Origin of the sequence: Micromonospora sp. AMSO1212t (genome assembly GCF_008868145.1) — a bacterium.
GTDB lineage: Bacteria > Actinomycetota > Actinomycetes > Mycobacteriales > Micromonosporaceae > Micromonospora > Micromonospora tulbaghiae.
The window spans coordinates 18,002-40,908 of record NZ_WBKS01000005.1 but is presented as its reverse complement, the minus strand read 5'-3'; the positions used below and the strand labels follow the sequence as shown (position 1 = coordinate 40,908).

Sequence of the window (22,907 nt, the reverse complement as noted above, 5' to 3'; positions counted from 1 at the left end):
GGGGACGTGACGCTGGCCAAGGAGCAGGCGCTCCGCGCGGTGAAGTCGGTGAGCCGGACGGTCGGCCGCTTGACCGCCGGTTCGCGGATGGTGCCGGGATTCCTGATCGTGGGGGCGCAGCGCTGCGGCACCACCTCGCTGTTCAAGACGCTCTCGCAGCATCCCGGTGTGCTGCCGCCCGCGTACCACAAGGGCGTGCACTACTTCGACATGGACTACCACCGGGGGATGAGCTGGTACCTCGGGCACTTCCCCACCACCGGCAAGGCCGAGGCGGTGAAGGCCCAGATCGGGGTACGCGGGATCACCGGCGAGTCCAGCCCGTACTACATGTTCCACCCGCTGGCCGGGCAGCGCATCGCCCGGGACCTGCCCTCGGTGAAGCTGCTGGTGCTGCTGCGTGACCCGGTGGAGCGGGCCTACTCCGCGCACTCGCACGAGCTGGCCCGCGGCTACGAGAGCGAGCCGGACTTCGAGCGCGCGCTCGCGCTGGAGGAGTCGCGGACGGCGGGCGAACGGGAGCGGATGATCAGCTCCGCGTCGTACGCCAGCGAGCACCTCCAGCACAACGCGTACCTGGCCCGGGGCCGCTACATCGAGCAGCTGGAGCGCCTGGAGGCGCTCGTCGGCCGGGACCGCATGCACGTCATCGACAGCGACGACTTCTTCGCCGACCCGCGTCCCTCCTTCGACGCGGTCTGCGACTTCCTCGGGCTGCCCCGCTGGGCGGACATCGCCTTCGGCAAGCACAACTCGCGCTCCCGTTCGCCCATGTCGTCGGAGCTGCGGACCCGGCTGGAGGACCACTTCGCCCCGTACGACGAGCGGCTGGCGGCGTGGTGGGGACGCGTGCCGTCGTGGCGGCGGTGACCCGGGCGGACGCCGGCGGCACCCCGACGCTCACCGCACCACCCCCCGGGCCGGGCGCAGGGCTGGGCGGCGCGGCCCGGCAGGGCTTCGCCAACCTCGTCGGGGTCGGGTTGGCCGCGGTGGCCGGCTTCGGTCTGAACATCGTCATCGCCCGGGGCTGGTCGGTCCGCGAGGCGGGCATGTTCTTCGCGGCCACCAGCGCGTTCATGATCGCCGCGTCGGCGGCGCGGCTCGGCACCGACGTCGGCACCGTCTACTTCGTCAGCCGCCAGCGCACGCTCGACCGCCGCGACCAGATCCGGGGCACGATCCTGGTCGGGTTGCTGCCGGTGCTGGTGGTCGGCACCCTGCTCGGGCTGGCCGGCTGGCTGGCCGCACCGGCGCTGGCCCGGGCCACCATGCCGGAGGCCGGGCCGGAGGCGGTGACCGCGCTGCGCATCCTGCTGGCGTTCGTGCCGCTGGCCGCGCTCAACGACTACGCGCTCGCCGCCTGCCGGGGCTTCGGTCAGATGCGCCCGCTGCTGACCGTGGAGCGGCTCGGCCGCACGCTGGTGCAGTTCCTGGCCGTTGCGGTGGCCGCCTGGCTCGGGCTGTCCGCCACCGTCGCGCTGCCGCTGGCCTGGGTGGTGCCGTACCTGATCGCCGCGGTGGTCGCGCTGTTCTGGCTGAGCCGGCTGGTCGGCCGGGCCGGCCGGCAGGTGGTCCGGCCGGTGCCGGCGCGTGAGCTGGCCGGACCGTTCTGGCGCTTCACCGGGCCGCGTGCGGTCAGCAGTCTGGCCGCGATCGTGGTGCAGCGGCTGGACATCGTGCTGCTCAGTGCGTTGCGCGGGCCGGCCGAGGCGGCCATCTACACGGCGGCGACCCGGTTCCTGGCGCTGGGTCAGCTCTCCAGCGTCGCGCTGTCCAGCTCGGTGCAGCACCGGCTGGCCGCCGCGTTCGCCCGCAACGACCGGGCCGAGGCGGGCCAGCTCTACCAGGTCGCCACCGGCTGGCTCGTGATCCTCTCCTGGCCCGCGTACCTGATCTTCGCGGCGTTCGCCACGCCGATGCTGGCGCTGTTCGGAGGCGACTACGCCGACGGCCGCCGGGTCGTGGTGCTGCTGGCACTGACCATGCTGCTGGCCACCGGCTGCGGCATGGTCGACATGGTGCTCAACATGGCCGGGCGCACCGCGTGGACCTTCTACAACGCGATGACCGGCACCGTGCTCAACGTGGTCGGCAACGTGGTGCTCATCCCGCGTTACGGCATCCTCGGCGCGGCCCTGGCCTGGACCGTCTCCATCCTGGTCACCAACCTGGTGCCGCTGACCCAGCTCTGGTGGTCGATGCGGCTGCACCCGTTCGGCGCCGGCACCCGCACCGCGATGGCGCTCGCCGTCGTGACGCTGGGCCTGCCGCTCGGCGTGGCGACCCTGCTCGGCGTCGCGCCGCTGGTGCTCGCGCTGGTGACCGCCGCCGGCCTGGCCGCGTACGCGGCGGGTGTCTGGCGCTGGCGGCGCACCCTGAACCTCGACGCGCTGCGCGCCCTGCGCCGTGGCCGTAACCGGGCCGGGGCGGACCCGGCCGCCCAGTCCTGACCGATCCTGCGCACCGATGGGACCTTCGATGACAAGCGACTCCCCCCTCGCCCCGCACTCCGGCCTGTCCACGGTGAAGGCCGCGAAGCTCGCCGCGGTAGGCCTGCTGGCGGACCGCAAGGAACGGCGCGAGCTGGAACGGCCGGTGGAGGGGGGCAGCCGCCGGCTCACCCTGAAGGTGGAGCGGCCGATCTTCATCCTCGGCGCCCCGCGCTCCGGCACCACGTTCCTCGGCAGTTGCGTCGGCGCGCTGCCGGACGTGTCGTACCACTTCGAACCGCGCCTGACCAAGGCCGTCGCCCGCTGTGTCTACGAGGGAAGCTGGACGCCGCAGCGGGCCGCGCGCTACTTCCGCGGCTACTACGGCGCGCTGCTCGCCGCCTCCGGACACGGCGGCCTGCGGTTCGCCGAGAAGGACCCGGAGAACTGCTTCATCGTGCCGTTCCTGACCGAGGTCTTCCCGGACGCGGTCTTCCTGCACGTCTACCGGGACGGGCGGGACGTGGCGGTGTCGCACGCCGAGCAGCCCTGGCTGAACGCCGCGTCCACGGGCACCGGTCGCAGTGGGCGGGGCGGTACGCCGTGGGGCGCCGCGCCCCGGTTCTGGGTGGAGCCGGAGCGGCGCGACGAGTTCACGCAGGTCTCCGACCTGGGCCGGTCGGCCTGGATGTGGCGGCGGTTCACCAGCAGCGCGCTCACCCAGCTCGCCGAGCTGCCCGCGGAGCGGGTGCGGCACCTGCGATACGAGGATGTCGTCACCCGCCCCGCCGAGGCGGCCGAGGTCGTGGCCGACTTCCTGGAGGTCGGTGACCCGGCCGGGCGGGAGGCGCTGCACGCCCGCTTCGCCAAGGCGCGGCCGGGCTCGGTGGGGCGCTGGCGGAAGCGACTGACCGAAAAGGATCTGGCCGACGTGATGGCTCAGGCCGGGCCGCTGCTGACGCAACTCGGCTACCCCACCTGAGCGCCGCGTCACAGGTAGAGTGCCAGGGGTCGCCCGCCCGGCCCGGCGTGCCTCTCCGCCCACGCGGATTCGTCAGGGCCCCATACCGTGGCCGGCGACCGTCCTGGGGAGAGGTTGCGGTGGTACGACGGTTACGACTGACGATGGCTGCCGTGCTGGGCCTGGCCTTGCTGGCACCGGCGGTGGCGGCCTGTGACATCGGCTCCGAACGGTCCGGCGAGGAGACGACTGCCGCGCCGGCCCCGCCGACGGTGACGCCGCGGACCGCTCCGGTCCGCACCACCGGACGCGGGCCGGAGCCGCCCGAGAAGGGGGCCTGGCTCGGCACCTGGGTCAAGCCGCGGTTCCACAACGCCAGCGGGCGGGCCACGGCGTTCGACGATTTCAACCGGGCGGCCGGCGGCCAGCTCGCCATCGCGCACATGTTCCACGAGTGGAACGAGCCGTTCCCGGGCGCCACCGAACGGGCGTTCCAGGCGCAGGGCAAGCTCCAGATGATCTCGTGGCAGGGCACCGACACCCGGTCCACTGTCAGCGGCGTCTACGACTCGCTGATCCGGGAGCGCGCGAAGGACGTCAAGGAGTTCGGCGTCCCGGTGCTGCTGCGCTACCGGTGGGAGATGGACCGGCCGAACCTGGCCGCGAGCATGCACTCGCCGGAGGACTACGTCGCCGCCTGGAAGCACGTCCGCGGCATCTTCACCGAGATGGGCGTCACCAACGCGGGCTGGGTGTGGTGCCCGCACGCCGACGGGTTCGCCGAGCCGCAGCGGCGGGCCGCCGACTACTACCCCGGCGACGACCAGGTCGACTGGCTCTGCGCGGACGTCTATCCCAGCCCGGAGTGGAACAGCTTCTCCAACCGGATGGACCACTTCATGGCGTTCGCCAAGAAGCATCCCCGGCCGGTCATCATCGGTGAGTACGGCCTGACCCAGGACGGGCGGCCGGGCCAGCGGGCCGAGTGGATGCGCGAGGTCGGGCCGTACCTGAAGAAGCACCCGCAGATCAAGGCGGCCGTCTACTTCGCCGCCCGGCAGACGGAGAAACCGATCTACGACAGCACGTTCGGCAACGACCCGGAGAGCGAGCAGGTCTTCCGGGAGATGGCGACCGATCCGTACTTCCAGCCGCCGATGCCCGACCTGAGTGTTCCCGGAGGAACACCCTCCGTGTCCCCCAGGTGATCGTCGCTCGTCTTTTCGTGTGACCCGGGGCGTTTCCTCGGCCAAAAAGGCCGAACCCGGGTGGACGGGCGACGGCCGAATGCGAGAAGGTATTGCTCTCACGTCTGCGGTCGGTCGAGTGACGCCCCGCCTCACGTCGGCACCGACCACGATCGCAGCGCCTCCGACGTTTCCCCCCGGAGTAGCCTGTGGCTTCCTCGATCCTGAGACACCGCTCGGTGTCCGCCTTCGGCGCTGCCGTTCTCGGCATCGCCACCTTGTTCACACCGGTGCCGGCGCTCGCCGCGCCGGCCACGGCGCCCGCGCCCGACCACAGCACGATGGTCGGCGAGGTGCCCTCGGACAAGACGCCGAACATCAACGACGGCAATGTCGTGGCCATCCACGACGCCGGCAGCAAGGTGATCGTCGGCGGCTCGTTCACCAACGCGCAGAACCGGGGTTCCTCACCCACCCCGGTCGACCGCCGCGGACTGCTCGCCTTCGACAAGGCGACCGGCAAGATCGACAACGCGTTCGCGCCGGTGCTGGACAACGACGTCACCGCGATCATCGCCGGGCCGACCCCCGGCACGGTTTACGTCGCCGGCAAGTTCAACAAGGTCGGCGACAAGAACTTCCGTAAGCTGGCGCTGCTGAACGTCGCCGACGGCACCCCCGTCGAGGGGTTCAAGGGCCCGGCGTTCAACGGCACGGTGAACGACATCGCGCTCGTCGACGGTCACCTGCTGGTCGGCGGCATCTTCACCACGGCGACCGCGACGATCAACCGCAACGGGCTGGCCTCGCTGAACCCGACCACCGGCGCGGTGGACGACTACCTCACCGTGTCGCTCACCGAGAACCACAACTGGACCCCGACCAACAACGGGGCCTCGGCCGGTGTCGGCGTGGAGAAGCTCTCCGTCTCCCCCGACGGCAAGCACCTCGTGGTGATCGGCAACTTCAAGAAGGCCGACGGCGTCGTGCACGACCAGATCGTGCGGATCAACCTCGGTGAGAACTCCGCGACCATCGCCGACTGGAACACCGACGGCTACTCCGCGGCCTGCAAGTACACCGCGTTCGACTCGTGGGTGCGCGACGTCCAGTTCTCCCCGGACAGCAAGTACTTCGTGGTGGTCACCACCGGCGCGTCGTACCCGGGCACGCTCTGCGACTCCGCGGCCCGCTGGGAGACCTCCGCCACGGGCGGCGGACAGAAGCCGACCTGGACGAACTTCAGCGGCGGCGACACGTTCCTCTCCGTCGGCATCAGCGAGAAGGCCATCTACGTCGGCGGCCACTTCCGCTGGTCGAACAACCCGCTCGCCCGCGACAAGGCCGGACCGGGCGCGGTGCCGCGGGCCAGCATCGCGGCGCTCGACCCGGTGAGCGGCCTGCCGCTGTCCTGGAACCCGGGCCGCCACCCGCGCGGCTACGGCGTCACCGAGATGCTGGTGACCCAGGAGGGCCTCTGGCTGGGCAGCGACCAGGAGTACATCGGCAACTTCGACTACCAGCGCAAGCGGATCGCCTTCTTCCCGCTGGACGGGGGCAGCACCCCGCACTCGACCAGCACCAAGGGCCTTCCCGGCAACGTCTACCAGGCCGGCCGCGCGGCGCAGACCGAGGTGCTCTACCGGGTCAACGCCGGTGGTCCGGCCATCCCGGCCACCGACGGCGGGCCGGACTGGGCCGCCGACAGCGCCACCGAGCCCAGCCCGTACCACAACACGGGCAACCAGGTCACCAGCTACACCACGAACGCGACGTTCGACCCCACCGTGCCGGCGAGCACGCCGGCCACGCTGTTCAACACCGAGCGGTGGGACGAGGCGACCGCGCCGGACATGCAGTGGGACATCCCGGTCGCGGCCGGCACCCGGGTCGACGTCCGGATCTACATGGGCAACCGCTGGTCCGGCACGAGCAAGCCGGGCGCCCGCAAGTTCGACGTCAGCGTCGACGGCGTGCTCAAGCTGAACGACTTCGACCCGGTGGTTGCGGCCGGCGGGACCGACCGCGGCACCATGCAGTCCATCTCGGTGGTTAGCGACGGCGTGGTCGACATCGACTTCGGCCGGGTGCTCCAGAACCCGCTGCTGCACGGCATCGAGATCGTCAAGACCGCGCCCACGCCGGACGCCTCGGACGTGCTCTACCGGGTCAACGCGGGTGGCGACCAGCTGGCGGCACCGAGCGGCCCGGCCTGGGCCGCGGACACCGCCGCCGCGCCGAGCACCTACCACAACGCCGGCAACCAGGTGACCAGCTACACCACGAACGCCTCGCTCGACGGCACGGTGCCGTCGGGCACGCCGGTCGAGCTGTTCAACGCGGAGCGGTGGGACGAGTCGCCCGCACCGGACATGCAGTGGGACTTCCCGGTCCCGGCCGGCACGCCGGTGCAGGTGCGTCTCTACCTGGCGAACCGCTGGGCCGGCACCGCCACCGCCGGCAAGCGCAAGTTCAACGTGACCATCGACGGTGTGGTCAAGCTGAGCAACTTCGACCCGATCGCCGCGATCGGCGCCACCAACCGGGGCACCATGCGCGCGTTCCCGATCACCAGTGACGGCAACATCGACATCGACTTCGGTCGCGTCCTGGAGAACCCGCTGGTGCAGGGCATCGAGATCGTCAAGCTGCCCCCGGTGCCGCCGGCCACCACCGTCGACAGCATCACCAAGCGCACGTACGACGGTGCGACCTCGGCCGGCAACGCGATGTCGGTGCCGAACGCGGACAACACCCGCTGGTCGGGCGTCAAGGGCGCGTTCTGGGTCGGTGGTGACCTGTTCTACGGCGTCGGCGGCGACCTCTACAAGCGCTCGTTCGACGGCAGCGAGTTCGGCACCACCAAGAAGATCGACCCGTACCACGACGCCAAGTGGGACACGGTCGTCACCGGCTCCGCGCCGGAGGGCTCCACGTACGCCGGCATGACCGGCAACTTCTCCGCGGAGCTGCCGAACGTGACCGCGATGTTCTACAAGAGCGGCCGGATCTACTACTCGCTGGCCGGTCAGAGCACGCTGTTCTGGCGCGGCTTCGCGCCGGACACCGGCACCGTCGGCGCCGAGCGCAGCACGGTCACCGGCACCACCGCCTTCGCCGACGCGGGCGGCCTGTTCCTGGACGGCGACACGCTCTACGTCGTCTCCCGGAGCACCGGCAACCTGTCCACGATGGCGTGGTCGGACGGCGTGCCGGCCGGCTCTGCCACGGTGCGCAGCGGTCCGGGCGTCGACGACGTGGACTGGCGCGGCACCTCGGTCTTCGTCGGCCCCTGACGGGCGGGCACGACCGAAGCGGAACACAGAAGACGATGGCCCGGCCGATATCGGCCGGGCCATCGCCCTTTCTCCGGCGCCGGTCGCGCCGGACCGGATCAGGTCCGGGTCGGCGCGTGCTGCCCCGCCCAGACCCGCATCAGGTCCCGTACCGAGATCACTCCCGCCACCTCCCGCCCGTCGAGCACGACCAGGTGACGGAACCCGCCGCGGGCCATCGCGGCGGCTGCCTCCTCTACCGTCCAGTCCGGGCCGGCGTAGACGACGTCCCAGGTCAGGTGTGCGCCGGTGCGCTCGACATCCGGGTCGAGCCCGGCTCCGATCGCCTTCAGCACATCGCGTTCGGTCATGATCCCGACCCCCTCGGAGTCCGGGTCGATCACGACCGCCGACCCGACACCGCGGGCCGACATCATCCGGGCCGCCTGCCGGAGCGTGTGCTCCGGCCCGACCACGAGTACCTCGCTGGACATCGCTTCCCGTACCTGCATCACACATCACCCCTGTGGGACGGCGACTGAGTACGGACATGGTGGGCCCTCGATGCGTACCGGGACAAGGACGGGCATCGCCGGAGACGGCGCGGATGGCTACTGTCGGAGGGTGCCCACCGAGCCCCTCCGCTGCGCCGGCGCGCTGATCGTCGACGACGACGGCCGCATCTTCATCCAACGCCGGTCCCCCGAGCGGCGCCTCTTTCCGAACTGCTGGGACATCGTCGGCGGCCATCTGGAGCCGGGCGAGGAGATCGACGACGCGCTGCGCCGGGAGGTCACCGAGGAGACCGGCTGGGCCGTGTCGCACGTGCTCGGCCTGGTCGGCGAATACCGGTACACCGCCGACGACGGGCTGACCCGGGTGGAGACCGACTTCCTGATCCGGGTGGACGGCGACCTGAGCCGGCCCCGGCTGGAGGAGGGCAAGCACACCGAGTTCCGCTGGCTGGCCGAACGTGACATCGCCCTGCTCGACGAGCACCGGGACGTCAACGACGGGCTCATCCGGCGGATCGCGGAGGACGGCTTCGCCGCGCTGCGTTCGATCGGGCTGACGGGCTGAACCACTGCGGGCCGGTGGCCGACGATATCCTCGCCGGGTGGAATCGGGTCGAGAAGAGGAGCGTGTCGGCATGATCGGGATGGTGCTCGCCGCGGGTGCGGGGCGCCGGCTGCGGCCGTACACGGACACCCTGCCCAAGGCCCTGGTGCCGGTCGACGGGGAGACCACCATCCTCGACATCTCGCTGCGCAACCTCGCCGAGGTGGGGCTGAACGAGGTCGTGATCGTGGTGGGCTACGCGGCCGACGCGGTGCGGCAGCGCCAGGCCGCCCTGGAGGAGAAGTACGGCGTCACGCTCACCCTGGTCCACAACGACAAGGCGGAGGAGTGGAACAACGCGTACTCGCTCTGGCTGGCGCGTGAGCACTTCTCCCGGGGCGTGCTGCTCGTCAACGGCGACACCGTGCACCCGGTGAGCGTGGAGAAGACGCTGCTGGCCGAGCGCGGCCCGGGCATCCTGCTCGCCGTCGACACGCTCAAGCCGCTGGCCGAGGAGGAGATGAAGACCACCTTCGACGCCGCCGGCCAGCTCACCCGCATCACCAAGCTGATGGACCCGGGCGAGGCGTACGGCGAGTACATCGGCGCGACGCTCATCGAGCCGCAGGTGGCGGTGCCGCTCGCCGACGCGCTGGAGGCGACCTGGCGGCGTGACCCGAACCTCTACTACGAGGACGGCTACCAGGAGTTCGCCGAGCGCGGTGGCGAGGTGCGGGCGGCACCAATCGGTGACGTCTCCTGGGTCGAGGTCGACAACCACGCCGATCTGGCCCGGGCGCGGGAGATCGCGTGCCGCTACTAGCCCGCAGCGTCCTCACCCCGCTGCACATCGACGTGCGGCGGGGCGCGGTGGCCGACCTGGCGGCGATCCTCTCCGACGGGCGGATCTCCGCCGGTGGCGACGTCGCTGTGGTGGTCGGGCCGGGGCAGGGCGAGCGGATCGCCGAGCTGATCCGGCCGTCGCTGCGCTCGGCCGACGTGTTCACAGTGGCCGGGGGCACGCTCGACGCCGCCGACGACCTGGGGGCGAAGCTGCGCACCCGGTCGTACGACGCGGTGGTCGGCATCGGCGGCGGCAAGACCATCGACGTGGCCAAGTACGCCGCGACCCGGCGCGGCCTGCCGATGGTGTCGGTGGCGACGAGCCTTGCCAACGACGGCATCGCCTCCCCGGTCGCCAGCCTGATCACCGAGGGCCTCAAGGGCTCCTACGGCGTGCACATCCCGATCGCGGTGATCGTGGACCTGGACTTCGTGGAGGCCGGGCCGGAGCGGCACAACCGGGCCGGCGTCGGGGACGTGGTCAGCAACATCAGCGCACTGGCGGACTGGGAACTGGCCCGGCGGGTACGCGGTGAGCGGGTCGACGGGTTGGCCGCCTCGCTGTCGCGCGCCGGTGCCGAGGCGGTGCTCAACCACCCGGGCGACATGAGCGACGACGGCTTCGTCACGGTGCTCGCCGACGCGCTGATCTCCAGCGGCCTGGCGATGGCGATCGAGGGCACCAGCCGGCCGTGCAGCGGCGGCTGCCACGAGATCATGCACGCGATCGACGCGCTGTTCCCCGGCACCGCCTCGCACGGCGAGCTGGCCGGGCTCGGCGCGCTGTTCTGCACGTACCTGCGCGGCGACGAGCGCCGGTTCGCCGAGATGGCGGCCTGCCTGACCCGGCACGGGCTGCCCCGCCTGCCCGCCGAGGTCGAGCTGACCGACGACCAGTTCGTGGAGGCGGTGCAGTTCGCACCGGCCACCCGGCCGGACCGCTACACCATCCTCGAACACCTCGCGATGTCGGCTACCGAGACGCGGGAGCGGCTGGCAGACTACGCCGGTGCCCTCCGCGACCACATTGGCTGAGCCCCGTCCCACCGTCGCCGACTTCCACCGGGTCAACCGGGGAGGTGGCCTGTTCAGCGAGTCGATCAGCCAGTGGATCGGGGCGGCCTTCGCGCTTGCGGCCCAGCGCCTGGGGCTGCGCCCGACCGCGCTGACGCTGACCAACCTGGTGCTGGGGCTGGCCGCCTCGGTCACAGTGGTGGCGCTCGCCGACGACGTGGCCGCCGGCACCGTCCCGGCCTGGGTGGTCGGGCTGGTCGCCCTGGTCGCCTGGCAGATCGCGTACGCGCTGGACTGCGCCGACGGTCAGCTCGCCCGGGTGACCGGTCAGGGCAGCGCGGCCGGCGCCCGGATCGACGTGCTCTGCGACGTGGCCGCCCAGATCGCGCTGGTGGCCGCCATCGGCGCGACAGCCGTGGCGCAGCGCCCGTCCACGCCGGTCTGGCTGGTGGCGGTGTTCGCCGGCACCTGGATGGTCAACCTGGTGACCTCGGTGATGCAGTCCGGGCCGAACGCGGCGAGCATGGTCACCTCGACCTCGCTCCCGGTACGACTGGTGAAGCTGGTGCGCGACTACGGCGCGGTGATCTTCGTGGCCGGCCTGGTGCTGGCCTTCGCGCCCGCGCTGGCGCTCTGGCTGATGGTCGCGTTCACTGTGGTCAACGGCGGCTTCCTGCTGGCGAGCATCGCGTTCTCCGCCCGCGCCTCCCTGCGCTGAACCCCTCCCGCCCTCTTTCGCGCCCGCCATCCCCGTCGATCTTGCAGTTGCCGCCCCTCCGGAGGGAGTTCCGCCCCTTTTGTCGGGGCCGCAAGTGCAAGATCGACGCGGGGTCAGGTGAGCGAGGCGTAGACGTCGATCAGGCGCTTGGTGATCACGTCGGGGTGGAAGGTGCGCTCGTAGCGGGACCGGGCCGCGGCGGCGAGTGCAGGTGCCTCGGCGGCGGCCAGCGGCAGCGCGGCGGCGAGCGCGTCCACCTCCGGTGCCACCACCCAGCCGGCCTCGCCGCGCTGCACCCCGGAGGGCAACGCGACCCGCCCGTCGCCCGGCGCCGCGGTGGCCACCTCGGCCGGGCCGGTGCCGGCCGGCTCCCGCGGCCCGTCCGCGCCCACCAGGTACGGGATGCCACCGAGCGCGGTGCCGAGCACCGGCCGCCCCGCCGCCAACGCCTCGATGATCACCGTGGGCAGCACGTCGTGCCAGGTGGAGGTGGCCAGCACCACGGAGCTGTCGGCCAGCGCCGCGCGTACCCCGGAGCGGTCGAGCTGGCCCAGGTAGTGCACGTCGGGCCGTTCGGCGGCGGCCGCCTCGGCGAGCGGGCGCAGCTCGCCGTCACCGGCGATGCGCAGCGGGCCGAGCGCGCCCACCGGGTGCCGCCGCCACGCCGAGAGCAGCAGGTCCAGGCCCTTCTCGGGGCTGAGCCGCCCCATGAAGAGGAATCCGTTCCCGGCCGGCGCCGGGGTGCCCGGGTCGGGTACCGCGTTCGGCTTGACCACGATCCGCTCGTCCGGGATGCCGTAGTCGCGCAGATGATCAGCCACAGCCGTGGTGAGCGCGACGAACCGGTCCACCGACTTCCAGGTGGGGCGGTGCACGGCGAGCGTGGTCGCCATCAGCGCGCTCTGCGCCCGGGAGTTGCGGTAGCAGCGGTGCACGATCGCCGGTACGCCCAGCGTCCGCCCCCGGCAGTCCTGGCAGATCACGCCGTCGCGGAAGTAGAGGCCCGAGGAGCAGACCTGCCGGTAGTTGTGCACGGTCTGCACCACCGGCACGCCGCGCCTGTGCGCGGTCCGCACCACCCAGGGCGAGAGCAGGGGGTACGGGTTGTGCAGGTGCAACACGTCCGGCCGGTGCTCGGTGAGCAGGCGGTCCAGGTCGTGCTGGGCCTTCGGGGCCCAGATCGGCGAGATCGGCAGCAGCGCCTTGGCCGGCCTGGACATCGACGGGATCTCGTCGGAGCTGCGCAGGAACGGCAGCACCTCCACGCCGGCGGCGGTGAGCTGGGCGATCTCCGCGTCGACGATCGTGTTCTCGCCGGAGGGCTGGGCTTCCCGGTACCGGTTGTGCGCCACCACGATTCTCACGGGAAAGAAGGCTACCGTTGTACCGTGCCCGAACTTCCGGAGGTGGAAGCGCTCGCCGGTTACCTGCGCGAGCGTGCGGTGGGCCGCCGCGTCGAGCGGTTCGAGGTCGCCGCGATCAGCGCGCTGAAGACGTACGACCCGCCGCCGAGCGCGGTCGCCGGCCGCGCCGTCGCCGGCGCCGGCCGGTACGGCAAGTTCCTGGACGTCCGGTTCGACGAGGGACTGCACCTGGTGGTCCACCTGGCCCGGGCGGGCTGGCTGCACTACCGGGAGGCGTTCCCGTCGGCGACCCCGCTGCGGCCCGGCAAGGGCCCGATCGCGGTGCGGGTACGCCTCGACGACGGCTCCGGCTTCGACCTGACCGAGGCCGGCACCCAGAAGAAGCTGGCCGCCTACCTGGTCACCGATCCGGCGCAGGTGCCGGGCGTGGCGAAGCTCGGGCCGGACGCGCTGGAGGCGGACCTGCCCACATTCGCCGAGCGGCTGCGCAGCCGCCGGGGCCAGGTGAAGGGCGTGCTGACCGACCAGTCGGTGCTGGCCGGGGTGGGGAACGCGTACTCGGACGAGATCCTGCACGCGGCGCGGCTCTCGCCGTTCGCGATCACCGACCGGCTCACCGACGACCAGCTCGTCGGTCTGCACGCGGCGACACGCACGGTGCTCGGCGACGCGGTACGCCGGTCGATGGGGCAGCGAGCCGCGGAACTGAAGGGCGAGAAACGCTCGGGGCTGAAGGTGCACGCCCGCAAGGGACTGCCGTGTCCGGTCTGTGGCGACACCGTACGGGAGGTCTCGTTCGCCGATTCGAGCCTCCAGTACTGCCCCACCTGTCAGACCGGCGGCAAGCCGCTGGCTGACCGAAGGTTGTCCCGGCTCGTACGGTGAGTAATGGCATTCGCCGGTTACCGAGCGGAATCGACCCGCGATCACCGAAGGTCCGGTCCGCCCCTCTACCCGAGCCGTCATCCATCGGTATAGTGGCTCGGTCCCCGGCTTCACAACTGATTCGGAGCCGGCCAGATCTCACCGAACACCGACGGCATGGCTTCTTCGCGGGGCCGGTCCGGGCCGGGCCCGCGTGGGAGACTGGGACGGTGAGCGACCCGGGCCCTCACACCGAGTGAGGGTGCGGGTCATGCGGGAGGACATGGGTTGAGGTGACGACAAGCCTCCAGCGCCCGGTAACCGACAGAGGCCGGAGCAAGAGCGTGCGGCACGTCGACAGCTTTGAGATCCAGCCGCCGACTCCGCCGTCGCACAACGGCGTACCCCGGTCGGCGTGGGCCCGCGCCCGGCGCCGGGTCTCGCGGTGGCACCGGCCCTACATCGTGTTCCTGCTGCTGCTCGACTTCGGCGCGGCGGCCCTGGCCAGCTTCCTGGCCGTGCAGATCTTCGAGCAGGCCGACTCCGGCTTCCGCAACTCGCCGCAGGTCTGGTTCTACACCGTGGCGTTCGTGCTGCTGCCGCTCGGCTGGCTGCTCTTCCTCTGGGGCAACCGGGCCTACGACCGGCGCTACCTGGGGCTCGGCCCGGACGAGTTCAAGCGGGTGATCCGGGCCGGCGTCGCGGTGGCGGCGGGGGTCTCGTTCATCGCCTTCGCCACGAAGACCTACTCCCTGTCCCGGTGGACGGTCGGCTTCGCGCTGCTCGGCGCGATGTCGCTGATCCTGCTCGGCCGCATGATCGCCCGGGCCTGCCTGCACACGCTGCGCCGCCGCGCCGGCCACGCCGGGCACCGGATGGTGCTCGTCGGCACGCTTCCGGAGTGCCTGGAGGTCTACACCACAGTCACCCGGAACCCGTCCGTCGGCCTGGTGCCGGTGGCCATCCACCTCACCGACGGGTATGCCGCCGCGCGCGGCCTGGAGACCCCGGTCCCGGTGTACGCGGGCCGCGACGTCCTGGCCCTGGTGCGTGAGGTCGGCGGCGACACGATCGCGGTCTGCGGCTCGGCCAGCGCCGAGCCGGGCGAGCTGCGCCGGCTGGCCTGGCAGCTGGAGGGCTCCGGCGTCGACCTGGTGGTCGCGCCCCAGCTCACCGACATCGCCGGCCCCCGGGTGCACATCCGCCCGATCGAGGGCCTGCCGCTGCTGCACGTCGAGGAACCGACCCTGTCCGGGCCGGCGCTGCTGGCCAAGAACCTGATGGACCGGGTCGCCGCCGGGCTGGGCCTGCTGCTGCTGGTTCCGCTCTTCCTCGCCATCGCCGTCGCCATCCGGATCTCCGACCCCGGACCGGTCTTCTTCCGCCAGCCCCGCGTGGGCCACGAGGGGCGGACGTTCCGGGTCTGGAAGTTCCGGACCATGTACGTGGACGCCGAGGAGCGGCTGGCCGGCCTGGTCGACCGGAACGAGACCGACGGCATGCTGTTCAAGATGAAGCAGGACCCCCGGGTCTTCCCGGTGGGCCGCTTCCTGCGTGCCACGTCGCTGGACGAGCTGCCCCAGCTGATCAACGTGCTCTGGGGCGAGATGTCGCTCGTCGGCCCGCGCCCGCTGCCCGCCGACGACGGCGACTTCCTCGGCGACGTGCGGCGCCGGCTGCTGGTCCGGCCGGGCATGACCGGTCTGTGGCAGGTCTCCGGCCGCTCCGACCTGTCCTGGGACGAGGCGGTCCGGCTCGACCTCTACTACGTCGACAACTGGTCGCTGGCATACGACCTGAGCATCCTGTGGCGGACCGTGGGCGTGGTGCTGGCCCGCAAGGGCGCGTACTAGCGCTACCGGGCCGGCACCCGGCAGGATCGCTGCGTGGGTGGCAACCTCTCCGCCGTCTTCGCCGTCGTCTCGCTGGTGACCGCGCTGGCCGCGGCGCTCTGGGCGGTGCTGCGGCTGCGCGGTCGGCGAGGCATCGCCACCGCCACGCAGCGGGCCACGTACGAGGTGCTGCACACCGCAGGGCTCGCCGCCGAGCCGTTGCGCGCCGGCCTGACCGCGGCGGACGCGGCGAAGGCCGTACGCCATCTGCGGGCCCTCGTGGGCGCGGCCGGGCTGGCGCTGACGGACCGGGACGTGTTGCTCGCGGTCGACGGGCAGGGCGCGCACCACGGCGACCAGCTGGTCGCGGCGGCCCGGCGCGCCGCCGACAGCGGGCGCTCGACCGTGCTCGGCGAGTCGGACCTGCGCTGCGACCTGGTCGACTGCCCGGTACGCGGCGCGGTGGTGGCGCCGCTGCGCGCGGACGGGCGGGTGGTCGGGGCGCTGGTGGCGGTTGCCGACGAGCGCCCGGCCCCGGGTCTGGTGCAGGCGACGCTGGAGACCGCGCACTGGGCGGGTGACCAGCTCGCGCTGGCCGAGCTGGAGTCGTCGCGGGAACGGCTGGCGCGGGCCGAGGTACGCGCGCTGCGTGCCCAGATCAGCCCGCACTTCATCTACAACGCGCTCACCGCGATCGGCTCGTTCGTGCGCACCGACCCGGAGCGGGCGCGGGAGCTGATCCTGGAGTTCGCCGAGTTCACCCGCTACTCGTTCCGCGCGCACGGCGAGTTCACCACGCTCGCCGAGGAGCTGCGCTCGATCGACCGCTACCTGACCATCGAGCGGGCACGTTTCGGCGAGCGGCTCCAGGTGCGCCTCCAGATCGCGCCGGAGGTGCTGCCGGTGACGCTGCCGTTCCTCTGCCTACAGCCGCTGGTGGAGAACGCGGTCCGCCACGGGTTGTCCCGCAAGCCGGGCACCGGCATGGTGAGCATCGAGGCCCGGGACGCGGGCGCGGAGTGTCACATCACGGTGGAGGACGACGGGGTGGGGATGGATCCGACAACGCTTACCGCCGGTATCGCCGAGGTGTCCGGCGCGGCCGGCGACCCGGCCGACGACCCGGGGCAGCACGTCGGCCTCTCGAACGTCGACGAACGGCTCCGGTCGGTCTTCGGGGACGGTTTCGGCCTGGTCGTGGAGACCGGGCTGGGTTCGGGTACGAAGGTCAGCATGCGCGTACCGAAGTTCCACCCCGGCGTCCGGGCGTCGTCGTGACCGTCACCGGCACCGGATTCCTCCGGGTGCTGGCGGTGGACGACGAGCCGCCCGCGCTCGACGAGCTGGCGTACCACCTGCGCGCCGACCCCCGGGTGGCCCGGCTGCACACGGCCGGGGACGCGACCGAGGCGCTGCGTGTGCTACGCGACGACGACGTGGACGTGGTGTTCCTCGACATCCGGATGCCGGGGCTGGACGGCATGGAGCTGGCCCGGGTGCTGCGCCGCTTCGCCCGTCCGCCGGCGATCGTGTTCGTCACCGCGTACGACGACGGCGCGGTGGACGCGTTCGATCTGGGCGCCACCGACTACGTGCGCAAGCCGGTACGCGCCGAGCGGCTGGCCGAGTCGCTGCGCCGGGTGATCGGCTCCCGGGTGGTGCCGTCGCATCCGGCCGCGCTGGGCCGGGCGGAGGAGGATCCGACCATCCCGATCGAGCTGGCCGGCACCACCCGGATGCTGCCCCGCTCGGCGGTGCGGTGGGTGGAGGCGCAGGGTGACTACGCGCGGCTGCACACGGCGGAGGGGTCGCACCTGGTCCGGGTCTCGCTGGCGACGCTGGCCGAGCGCTGGGCCGACGCCGGGTTCGTCCGGATCCATCGCTCCTACCTGGTGCAGCTGCGGCTCATCGCCGAGCTGCGGCTGGTCAACTCGGGCTACGTGGTGGTGATCGACGGGTCCGAGCTGCCGGTGAGCCGCCGGCACACCCGGGAGCTGAAGGACAAGCTGGTCCGTGCCGCGAAACAGGACTGGAGTCGCTGAGGGACGGGGGCGCCGACGGCACTGACGTACAATGTACGGCAGACCGTACGACAGGGTGGAGGACCACATGTCCGACGACCGCTTCGACGCCGCTACCGAGTTCGACCGCCAGCTCGACCGCCTCGTCCAGCTCGGCTACCCGGCGCTGGCCGGGCAGACCGAGGAGGAGTTCCGCGCGTTGCTCACCCCGCTGCGCGACCCGGCCGTGGCCGGTGCCGCCGAGCTGGCCGGCCCCACCGACGCGCGGGTGCCGTTCCTGCTGGTGACCACGCGGGAGCTGGTGCCCGTGGCGGAACGGATCGCGCTCACCACGCTCGCCGGCAAGCGCAGGACCGGCGTCCTCGACCGGAACTTCCCCGCCGACGACCTGCCCACCTTCGACCCGATCAAGGAGCTGGAGGTGCCGCCCGGGCCCGCGTACCTGCTCCTCGACGTGGACCGGGGCGAGGAGTACCGCAACGTGCCGCCGTCGGCCGCACTCGAGGACATGACCGCGAAGGACCGGCTGCCGATCACCATCGACGAGGGACTGGCATTCGTCACGCTGCACCCGCAGGCGCTGGCGAGCAACAGATGCTTCTCGCTCGTGGGGTCACGCTGCGGCGACCGGCGGGTGCCGGCGCTCTGGATCAGCCAGGGCGCGCCGAAGCTCGGCTGGTGCTGGTTCGGCAACCCGCACACCTGGCTCGGCTCGGCGACCGCGAACCCGGTACGGGTGGGGCTGGACTGACCGGTGGCCGGGGCGGGGCCGGCAACGGTCCCGCCCCGGCGCGGTCAGGAGGACGCGAGCAGGATCCGGGTCCAGACCTGCCCGTCAGGCGTGAGGACCAGATGGTCCGCCTCACCGTCCCGGCCGTCGTCCCGGCCGAACAGCCACGCGTAGCCCGGCGCGACACTCACCGAGGCGACCGGCATGCCGCCCGCCCGGGCCACGGCGAGACTCCGGCCGTCGTCGCGGCTGACCCGTACCTCCGCGACCCGGTCGTCGCCCGCACCGGTCTGGGTGACGGCCAGCAGGGATCCGTCCGAACCGACTGTCAGATCCCAGTGCTCCACCCTCGGCAGCCCGGTCACCGTGGTGGACCAGGTCGTCCCGCCGTCCTGGGTCCGCTCCAGCGTCACCGCACCGTCCGCGTCCGCGACGATCTGGTAGCCCACCCGCCGGTCCACCCCGGCCAGTCCCAGAACCGTCTTCCCCGGGGCCGGGGTCCAGGTCGTCCAGGTCACTCCCCGGTCGGCGCTACGCGCCCCGACCGTCGTTCCGTTGATCCCGTACGTGGTCCAGATACTGCCGTCCGACGCGGGGTAGAGGACGGCGAGCGGCAGCGGCGACGGCGGCTGCCCGCTGAGCCGGTAGACGTCCCCCGTCGACGGGTCCACCGCGAGCGGCTCGGTAACCGCCGGCGACGCCAGTCCACGCGGGACGGGCCGGGCGGCGGGCGGGAAGGCCCGTACGGCGGTGATCGCCTGCTCGGCGTCCCGCCAGGTGCGGCCGTAGTCGGTGGAGAGGCGACGCACCCCGTCGTCGTGGACCAGATAGGTGCTGTCGCTCAGGACGGCGTACTCCAGGCTCGTACCGCTGCGGGCCGGACCGGGCTCGCAGTCGGCGGCCCGGTAGCGCGCATCGTCCCAGTCGGTCCAGGTCCGGCCCCCGTCGGCGGTCCGGGCGAAGCGCAACACGCACGTCTCGACCCGTACGTCCACCCCGGAGGCCGGGCCGGTCAACGTGAAGTCGCCGGCCCTGCCCGGCAGGGCCGGCCCGGGCGGATCCGCCGATCCGAACTGTGCGGACCGGCTCGCCAGCGGCGTGGCGACCAGGGCCGCCAGCACCACCAGGGCGGTCGCGCCCAGGCCACCGGACCGGCGCCGGCGGGAGTGGGCCACGGACCGCAGCTCGTCGAGCGGCGGCTGCCGGACGCTGGCGGCGACGGTGTCGACGTCGAAACCGGAGAGCCTACGATCGGACATCGATCCTCCCGTTGCTGGGGCTGTCGATGACGTCGGAATCCGTGAGCAGCGCCGCGAGGGCCCGCCGCCCACGGGAGAGCCGGGACTTCACGGTGCCGGCGGAGACGCCGAGGGTGGCCGCGATCTCCTCCACCGGCAGGTCGACCAGGTAGTGCAGAGCCAGCGCGGTTCGCTGCCCCTCGGGCAGTTCCCGCATCGCGGCCAGCAGGGCCAGGTGTTCCGGCGACCGGTCGGCGACGGCGGGCGGAGGACCGATCCGGAGCAGCAGCCGGTCGAGGACCCGCCGACGCCGATGCCGGCTGCGGGCTACGTTCACCGCGACCCGCCGCAGCCACGCCTCCGGGTTCTCCAGCCGGGCGAACCGCCCGGGCGCGACCAGCGCCTTGGTGAACGCCTCCTGGACCGCCTCCTGAGCCTCGCTCAGGTCACCGGTCACCGCATAGAGCTGGACCACCAGCCGGCGGAAGGACCCCGCGTACAGCTCCGCGATGAGATCACCGTCGGGCACCGTCACCCCCTCTCCCCACCTGTCCACTCACGGGACGGCGGGAAGGTTCCGGGGGGGCGCTCAGAAGATCTCGCCGACCGGCAGGACGAGAGGGAACGGCTGGTCGGCGCGGTACACGTCGGCCGGGGCGAGGGCCGGGCCCCCGCGTTCCAACGCCTCCTCACCGGCGACGAAGACGTCCGGCAGGAAGTAGGACGAGCGGTTCGCGCTGACGCCGACGTCCTGCCCGACTAGCAGACCGGGCGGCGCCTGCCGGTCGAGGAGCCGGCGGAGGCGGTTCGCGATCGCCCCGTGCCGGACGTCGGCGTGTGGGGACACGAGCAGGCTCCCGTCGAAGATCTCGTAGTCCTGGCCGTCCTCGGGGAGATCCTGGAGGTCGTCGACCGTCCAGACGTCGCCGCTGCCGGGCCGTGCCGGGCTGGTCACTGTCACACCTCCTCTCTGCCGGCTCACCCTGACACCCCGTCCGGTTGTCCACAACGACTCCACGCCATCCACCGGGTTATCCACAGTCGTGAGGCGTTATCCACAGGTTGTGCACAGGGCTCGGAACCGTGCTCTTGACATTCCCGCTGAGCGGGCGAGACTGCCGGGGGTGACCGGAGCCGAGGAACAGCAACCTTCGGGGCGGCCCGTCGGGGCCGCCCCGGTTCCCGGCCCGCGCGCGTCCCCACCCACCGCCGAGACGGGAGGCGCGCCGGCGCCGGCCGTCGCGCCGAAGCGGACCCGGATCGTGCTGGCCGAGATCTCCCGTACGGGCGACCCGGCCGACCGCGCCCGATCCGAGCTGACCCAGCAGACCCCGGTCGGCGAGACGCTCGTGCAGGGGCTGATGCGCGCCCAGCTCTCCCTCGCGCTGCGGCTCAGCCTGCTGGTGCTGATCGGCCTCGGCGGCCTGCCGTGGCTGTTCGCCATCGCACCCACCGTCGGCCGGGTCACCGTGCTCGGCGTCAACCTGCCGTGGCTGCTGCTGGGCGTCGTGTCCTTCCCGTTCCTGATCGTGGTCGGCTGGGCGTACGTGCGGCTGGCCGAACGCAACGAGCAGGACTTCGTCGACCTGATCCGACGGCCGGAACGCTGATGTCCAACGGCTACGTGGTCCCGGCGATCGTCGCCGTCACCCTGGTCACCGTCGGCATCGGCTTCTACGGGCTGCGGCTGGCCCGCACCACGTCGGACTTCCTGGTCGCGTCCCGGGCGGTCAGCCCGACGTGGAACGCCGCCGCGATCGGCGGCGAGTACCTGTCGGCGGCGAGCTTCCTGGGCGTCGCCGGGCTGATCCTCAAGTACGGCGTGGACGTGCTCTGGTACCCGGTCGGCTTCGCCGCCGGATACCTCGCGTTGCTGCTGTTCGTGGCCGCGCCGCTGCGCCGGTCCGGCGCGTTCACGCTGCCCGACTTCTGCGAGGTGCGGCTCGGCTCGCGCCGGCTGCGGACGCTCGCCACCGTCTTCGTCATCTTCATCGGCTGGCTCTACCTGGTGCCGCAGTTGCAGGGCGCCGGTCTGACGCTGGCCACGCTCACCGGCTCGCCGTACCCGCTCGGCGCGCTGCTCGTCGCCGTGGTGGTGACCGCGAACGTGGCGCTGGGCGGCATGCGGGCGATCACGTTCGTGCAGGCGTTCCAGTACTGGCTGAAGCTCACCGCTCTCGCCGTACCCGCGATCTTCCTGGCATTGCAGTGGCAGGCCGACGCCCGCCCGGCGGTGACCCCGCCCGACGGGCCGACGTTCCGGACCGCGACCACCGTCGTGGTCGAGCACCGTGCGACGCTCACCCTGCCCGACGGCGACATCCGGGAGGTACGCCCCGGCGACCGCCTCGAGTTCGCCGCCGGTGACCCGGTGCCGGAGGTGTCCGGCGCGGCGACCGGCGCCACCGAATGGCTGCTGCCGGACACGGCGGGCGAGGACGACCGGGGACTGTTCGCCACGTACTCGCTGATCCTGGCCACGTTCCTCGGCACCATGGGCCTGCCGCACGTGCTGGTCCGCTTCTACACCAATCCCGACGGCGCCGCCGCCCGCCGCACCACGCTCGTGGTGCTGGCGCTCGTCGGCGTCTTCTACCTGCTGCCCACCGTCTACGGCGTGCTGGGCCGCATCTACACACCACAACTGCTCGTCAGCGGCCAGACCGACGCGGTGGTGGTGCTGCTGCCCGGGGCGGCGCTCGGCGACGGCACCACCGGCCGGCTGCTCGCCGCGCTCGTCGCCGCCGGCGCGTTCGCGGCGTTCCTGTCCACCTCGTCCGGCCTGCTCACGAGCGTGGCCGGGGTGATCTCCACCGACGTGCTGGGCCGAGGCTCGGTACGCGGCTTCCGGATCGCCACGGTGATCGCCGGCGGGGTGCCGGCGGTGCTCGCCCTGAACGTCTCCGGGCTGGACGTCTCGCAGGTCGTGGGGCTGGCGTTCGCGGTGGCCGCGTCGAGCTTCTGCCCGCTGCTGGTGCTCGGCATCTGGTGGCGCGGTCTGACCGACCTGGGCGCCGCCGCCGGGGTGCTGGTCGGCGGCGGCGCGGCCGTCGGCGCGGTGCTGCTCACCGTGCTCGGCCCGCCGCTGACCGGCTGGCCGGCGACGCTCACCACCCAGCCGGCCGCGTGGACCGTGCCGCTCGCGTTCACGGTCATGGTGGTGGTGTCGATGGCGAGCCGGCGGCGGCTGCCCCGCGACGTCCGCGCCACCATGCTCCGCCTGCACACCCCGGAGTCGCTGCGCCTGTGAGGCGGTGCGCCGCCCGCACAACCGCTCAGCAGCTGTCGGTGCCGGCGCAGAGGCGGTTCACCACCCAGCCGGGCGTCGGTGATCCGACTCGTACCTCTCAGGGATGACGCGAGATCATCCTG

21 protein-coding genes are annotated in these 22,907 nt (G+C 72.4%); 16 read left to right on the top strand and 5 right to left on the bottom strand.

Annotation, left to right across the window (positions count from 1 at the left end):
- The first annotated feature begins 6 nt into the window (after nucleotides 1-6).
- The 5 genes from F8279_RS02560 (at nucleotide 7) to F8279_RS02540 (ending at nucleotide 7,873) form a co-directional block, all read left to right on the top strand.
- A complete protein-coding gene (locus F8279_RS02560; protein WP_151498965.1) occupies nucleotides 7-870 on the top strand; it encodes a sulfotransferase in 864 nt (287 codons plus the stop codon).
- Nucleotides 837-2,450, top strand: coding sequence for a polysaccharide biosynthesis C-terminal domain-containing protein (locus F8279_RS02555; protein WP_151498964.1), 1,614 nt, complete (start codon nucleotides 837-839; stop codon nucleotides 2,448-2,450). The genes F8279_RS02560 and F8279_RS02555 overlap by 34 nt, the downstream gene beginning before the upstream one ends.
- Before the next feature lie 28 nt (nucleotides 2,451-2,478).
- The gene (locus tag F8279_RS02550; protein WP_151498963.1) at nucleotides 2,479-3,411 is read left to right on the top strand and encodes a sulfotransferase; all 933 of its coding nucleotides are present in this window, start codon (nucleotides 2,479-2,481) and stop codon (nucleotides 3,409-3,411) included.
- Nucleotides 3,412-3,554: 143 nt separating this feature from the next.
- Nucleotides 3,555-4,598 carry a glycoside hydrolase family 26 protein gene (locus tag F8279_RS02545; protein WP_091413328.1) on the top strand — a complete coding sequence of 348 codons (1,044 nt, stop codon included), beginning with the start codon at nucleotides 3,555-3,557 and terminating at the stop codon, nucleotides 4,596-4,598.
- Between the two features lie 218 nt (nucleotides 4,599-4,816).
- Complete coding sequence (locus F8279_RS02540) at nucleotides 4,817-7,873, top strand: malectin domain-containing carbohydrate-binding protein (protein ID WP_225853088.1); 3,057 nt, start codon at nucleotides 4,817-4,819, stop codon at nucleotides 7,871-7,873.
- Nucleotides 7,874-7,971: 98 nt separating this feature from the next.
- Here F8279_RS02540 and F8279_RS02535 read toward each other — a convergent pair whose 3' ends face one another.
- Nucleotides 7,972-8,364, bottom strand: a complete 393-nt coding sequence (locus tag F8279_RS02535) for a cyclic nucleotide-binding/CBS domain-containing protein (protein ID WP_091413331.1) — start codon at nucleotides 8,362-8,364, stop codon at nucleotides 7,972-7,974.
- A gap of 112 nt (nucleotides 8,365-8,476) precedes the next feature.
- Between F8279_RS02535 and F8279_RS02530 the strand changes: the two genes are divergently transcribed.
- From F8279_RS02530 to F8279_RS02515, 4 genes are all read left to right on the top strand, one after another.
- Complete coding sequence (locus F8279_RS02530) at nucleotides 8,477-8,932, top strand: NUDIX domain-containing protein (protein WP_225853087.1); 456 nt, start codon at nucleotides 8,477-8,479, stop codon at nucleotides 8,930-8,932.
- Between the two features lie 70 nt (nucleotides 8,933-9,002).
- On the top strand, nucleotides 9,003-9,734 hold the full coding sequence (locus tag F8279_RS02525; RefSeq protein ID WP_091413335.1) for a sugar phosphate nucleotidyltransferase: 732 nt from the start codon (nucleotides 9,003-9,005) through the stop codon (nucleotides 9,732-9,734).
- Nucleotides 9,722-10,789 (top strand): iron-containing alcohol dehydrogenase family protein, encoded by a 1,068-nt coding sequence (locus tag F8279_RS02520; RefSeq protein ID WP_091413337.1) that lies wholly within the window; start codon nucleotides 9,722-9,724, stop codon nucleotides 10,787-10,789. Before F8279_RS02525 ends, F8279_RS02520 begins: the two co-directional genes overlap by 13 nt.
- A complete protein-coding gene (locus tag F8279_RS02515) occupies nucleotides 10,764-11,486 on the top strand; it encodes a CDP-alcohol phosphatidyltransferase family protein (protein WP_091413339.1) in 723 nt (240 codons plus the stop codon). The genes F8279_RS02520 and F8279_RS02515 overlap by 26 nt, the downstream gene beginning before the upstream one ends.
- 113 nt (nucleotides 11,487-11,599) lie before the next feature.
- Here the strand turns inward: F8279_RS02515 and F8279_RS02510 are convergent, their stop codons facing one another.
- Complete coding sequence (locus F8279_RS02510; RefSeq protein WP_091413342.1) at nucleotides 11,600-12,850, bottom strand: glycosyltransferase family 4 protein; 1,251 nt, start codon at nucleotides 12,848-12,850, stop codon at nucleotides 11,600-11,602.
- A 24-nt stretch (nucleotides 12,851-12,874) separates the two neighbouring features.
- Here F8279_RS02510 and F8279_RS02505 point away from each other — a divergent pair, with 24 nt between their 5' ends.
- The 5 genes from F8279_RS02505 (at nucleotide 12,875) to F8279_RS02485 (ending at nucleotide 18,318) form a co-directional block, all read left to right on the top strand.
- Nucleotides 12,875-13,735: an Fpg/Nei family DNA glycosylase gene (locus F8279_RS02505; RefSeq protein WP_091413345.1), complete on the top strand. Its 861-nt coding sequence runs from the start codon at nucleotides 12,875-12,877 to the stop codon at nucleotides 13,733-13,735.
- A 323-nt stretch (nucleotides 13,736-14,058) separates the two neighbouring features.
- Nucleotides 14,059-15,567, top strand: a complete 1,509-nt coding sequence (locus tag F8279_RS02500) for a sugar transferase (protein WP_091413347.1) — start codon at nucleotides 14,059-14,061, stop codon at nucleotides 15,565-15,567.
- A 33-nt stretch (nucleotides 15,568-15,600) separates the two neighbouring features.
- Nucleotides 15,601-16,824 (top strand): histidine kinase, encoded by a 1,224-nt coding sequence (locus F8279_RS02495; RefSeq protein ID WP_091413352.1) that lies wholly within the window; start codon nucleotides 15,601-15,603, stop codon nucleotides 16,822-16,824.
- Entirely contained in the window at nucleotides 16,821-17,588 is a 768-nt protein-coding gene (locus F8279_RS02490; RefSeq protein ID WP_091413355.1) for a LytTR family DNA-binding domain-containing protein, read from the top strand. The genes F8279_RS02495 and F8279_RS02490 overlap by 4 nt, the downstream gene beginning before the upstream one ends.
- A 67-nt stretch (nucleotides 17,589-17,655) precedes the next feature.
- Nucleotides 17,656-18,318, top strand: a complete 663-nt coding sequence (locus tag F8279_RS02485; protein WP_225853086.1) for a DUF5701 family protein — start codon at nucleotides 17,656-17,658, stop codon at nucleotides 18,316-18,318.
- Between the two features lie 44 nt (nucleotides 18,319-18,362).
- On the opposite strand, the gene F8279_RS02480 is transcribed toward F8279_RS02485, so the two are convergent.
- Genes F8279_RS02480 through F8279_RS02470 form a run of 3 tightly spaced genes read right to left on the bottom strand, consistent with a single transcriptional unit; the run spans nucleotide 18,363 to nucleotide 20,490 of the window.
- A complete protein-coding gene (locus tag F8279_RS02480) occupies nucleotides 18,363-19,556 on the bottom strand; it encodes a hypothetical protein (RefSeq protein ID WP_091413359.1) in 1,194 nt (397 codons plus the stop codon).
- Nucleotides 19,543-20,070 carry an RNA polymerase sigma factor gene (locus tag F8279_RS02475; protein ID WP_225853085.1) on the bottom strand — a complete coding sequence of 176 codons (528 nt, stop codon included), beginning with the start codon at nucleotides 20,068-20,070 and terminating at the stop codon, nucleotides 19,543-19,545. The genes F8279_RS02480 and F8279_RS02475 overlap by 14 nt, the downstream gene beginning before the upstream one ends.
- A gap of 54 nt (nucleotides 20,071-20,124) precedes the next feature.
- Nucleotides 20,125-20,490 (bottom strand): Uma2 family endonuclease, encoded by a 366-nt coding sequence (locus F8279_RS02470; RefSeq protein ID WP_175438578.1) that lies wholly within the window; start codon nucleotides 20,488-20,490, stop codon nucleotides 20,125-20,127.
- A 304-nt stretch (nucleotides 20,491-20,794) separates the two neighbouring features.
- Between F8279_RS02470 and F8279_RS02465 the strand changes: the two genes are divergently transcribed.
- Together F8279_RS02465 and F8279_RS02460 are read left to right on the top strand one after the other, a co-directional pair.
- Nucleotides 20,795-21,145, top strand: coding sequence for a hypothetical protein (locus tag F8279_RS02465; protein ID WP_175438621.1), 351 nt, complete (start codon nucleotides 20,795-20,797; stop codon nucleotides 21,143-21,145).
- A complete protein-coding gene (locus F8279_RS02460) occupies nucleotides 21,145-22,785 on the top strand; it encodes a cation acetate symporter (protein ID WP_091413366.1) in 1,641 nt (546 codons plus the stop codon). Before F8279_RS02465 ends, F8279_RS02460 begins: the two co-directional genes overlap by 1 nt.
- Nucleotides 22,786-22,907: the final 122 nt, after the last annotated feature.

Excerpts from the sequence above, each read along its gene's own strand:
- F8279_RS02550 (WP_151498963.1), top strand. The coding sequence starts at position 2,479 with ATGACAAGCGACTCCCCCCTCGCCCCGCACTCCGGCCTGTCCACGGTG.
- F8279_RS02545 (WP_091413328.1), top strand. The coding sequence starts at position 3,555 with ATGGCTGCCGTGCTGGGCCTGGCCTTGCTGGCACCGGCGGTGGCGGCC.
- F8279_RS02535 (WP_091413331.1), bottom strand. The coding sequence starts at position 8,364 with ATGCAGGTACGGGAAGCGATGTCCAGCGAGGTACTCGTGGTCGGGCCG.
- F8279_RS02525 (WP_091413335.1), top strand. The coding sequence starts at position 9,003 with ATGATCGGGATGGTGCTCGCCGCGGGTGCGGGGCGCCGGCTGCGGCCG.
- F8279_RS02485 (WP_225853086.1), top strand. The coding sequence starts at position 17,656 with ATGTCCGACGACCGCTTCGACGCCGCTACCGAGTTCGACCGCCAGCTC.
- F8279_RS02480 (WP_091413359.1), bottom strand. The coding sequence starts at position 19,556 with ATGTCCGATCGTAGGCTCTCCGGTTTCGACGTCGACACCGTCGCCGCC.
- F8279_RS02460 (WP_091413366.1), top strand. The coding sequence starts at position 21,145 with ATGTCCAACGGCTACGTGGTCCCGGCGATCGTCGCCGTCACCCTGGTC.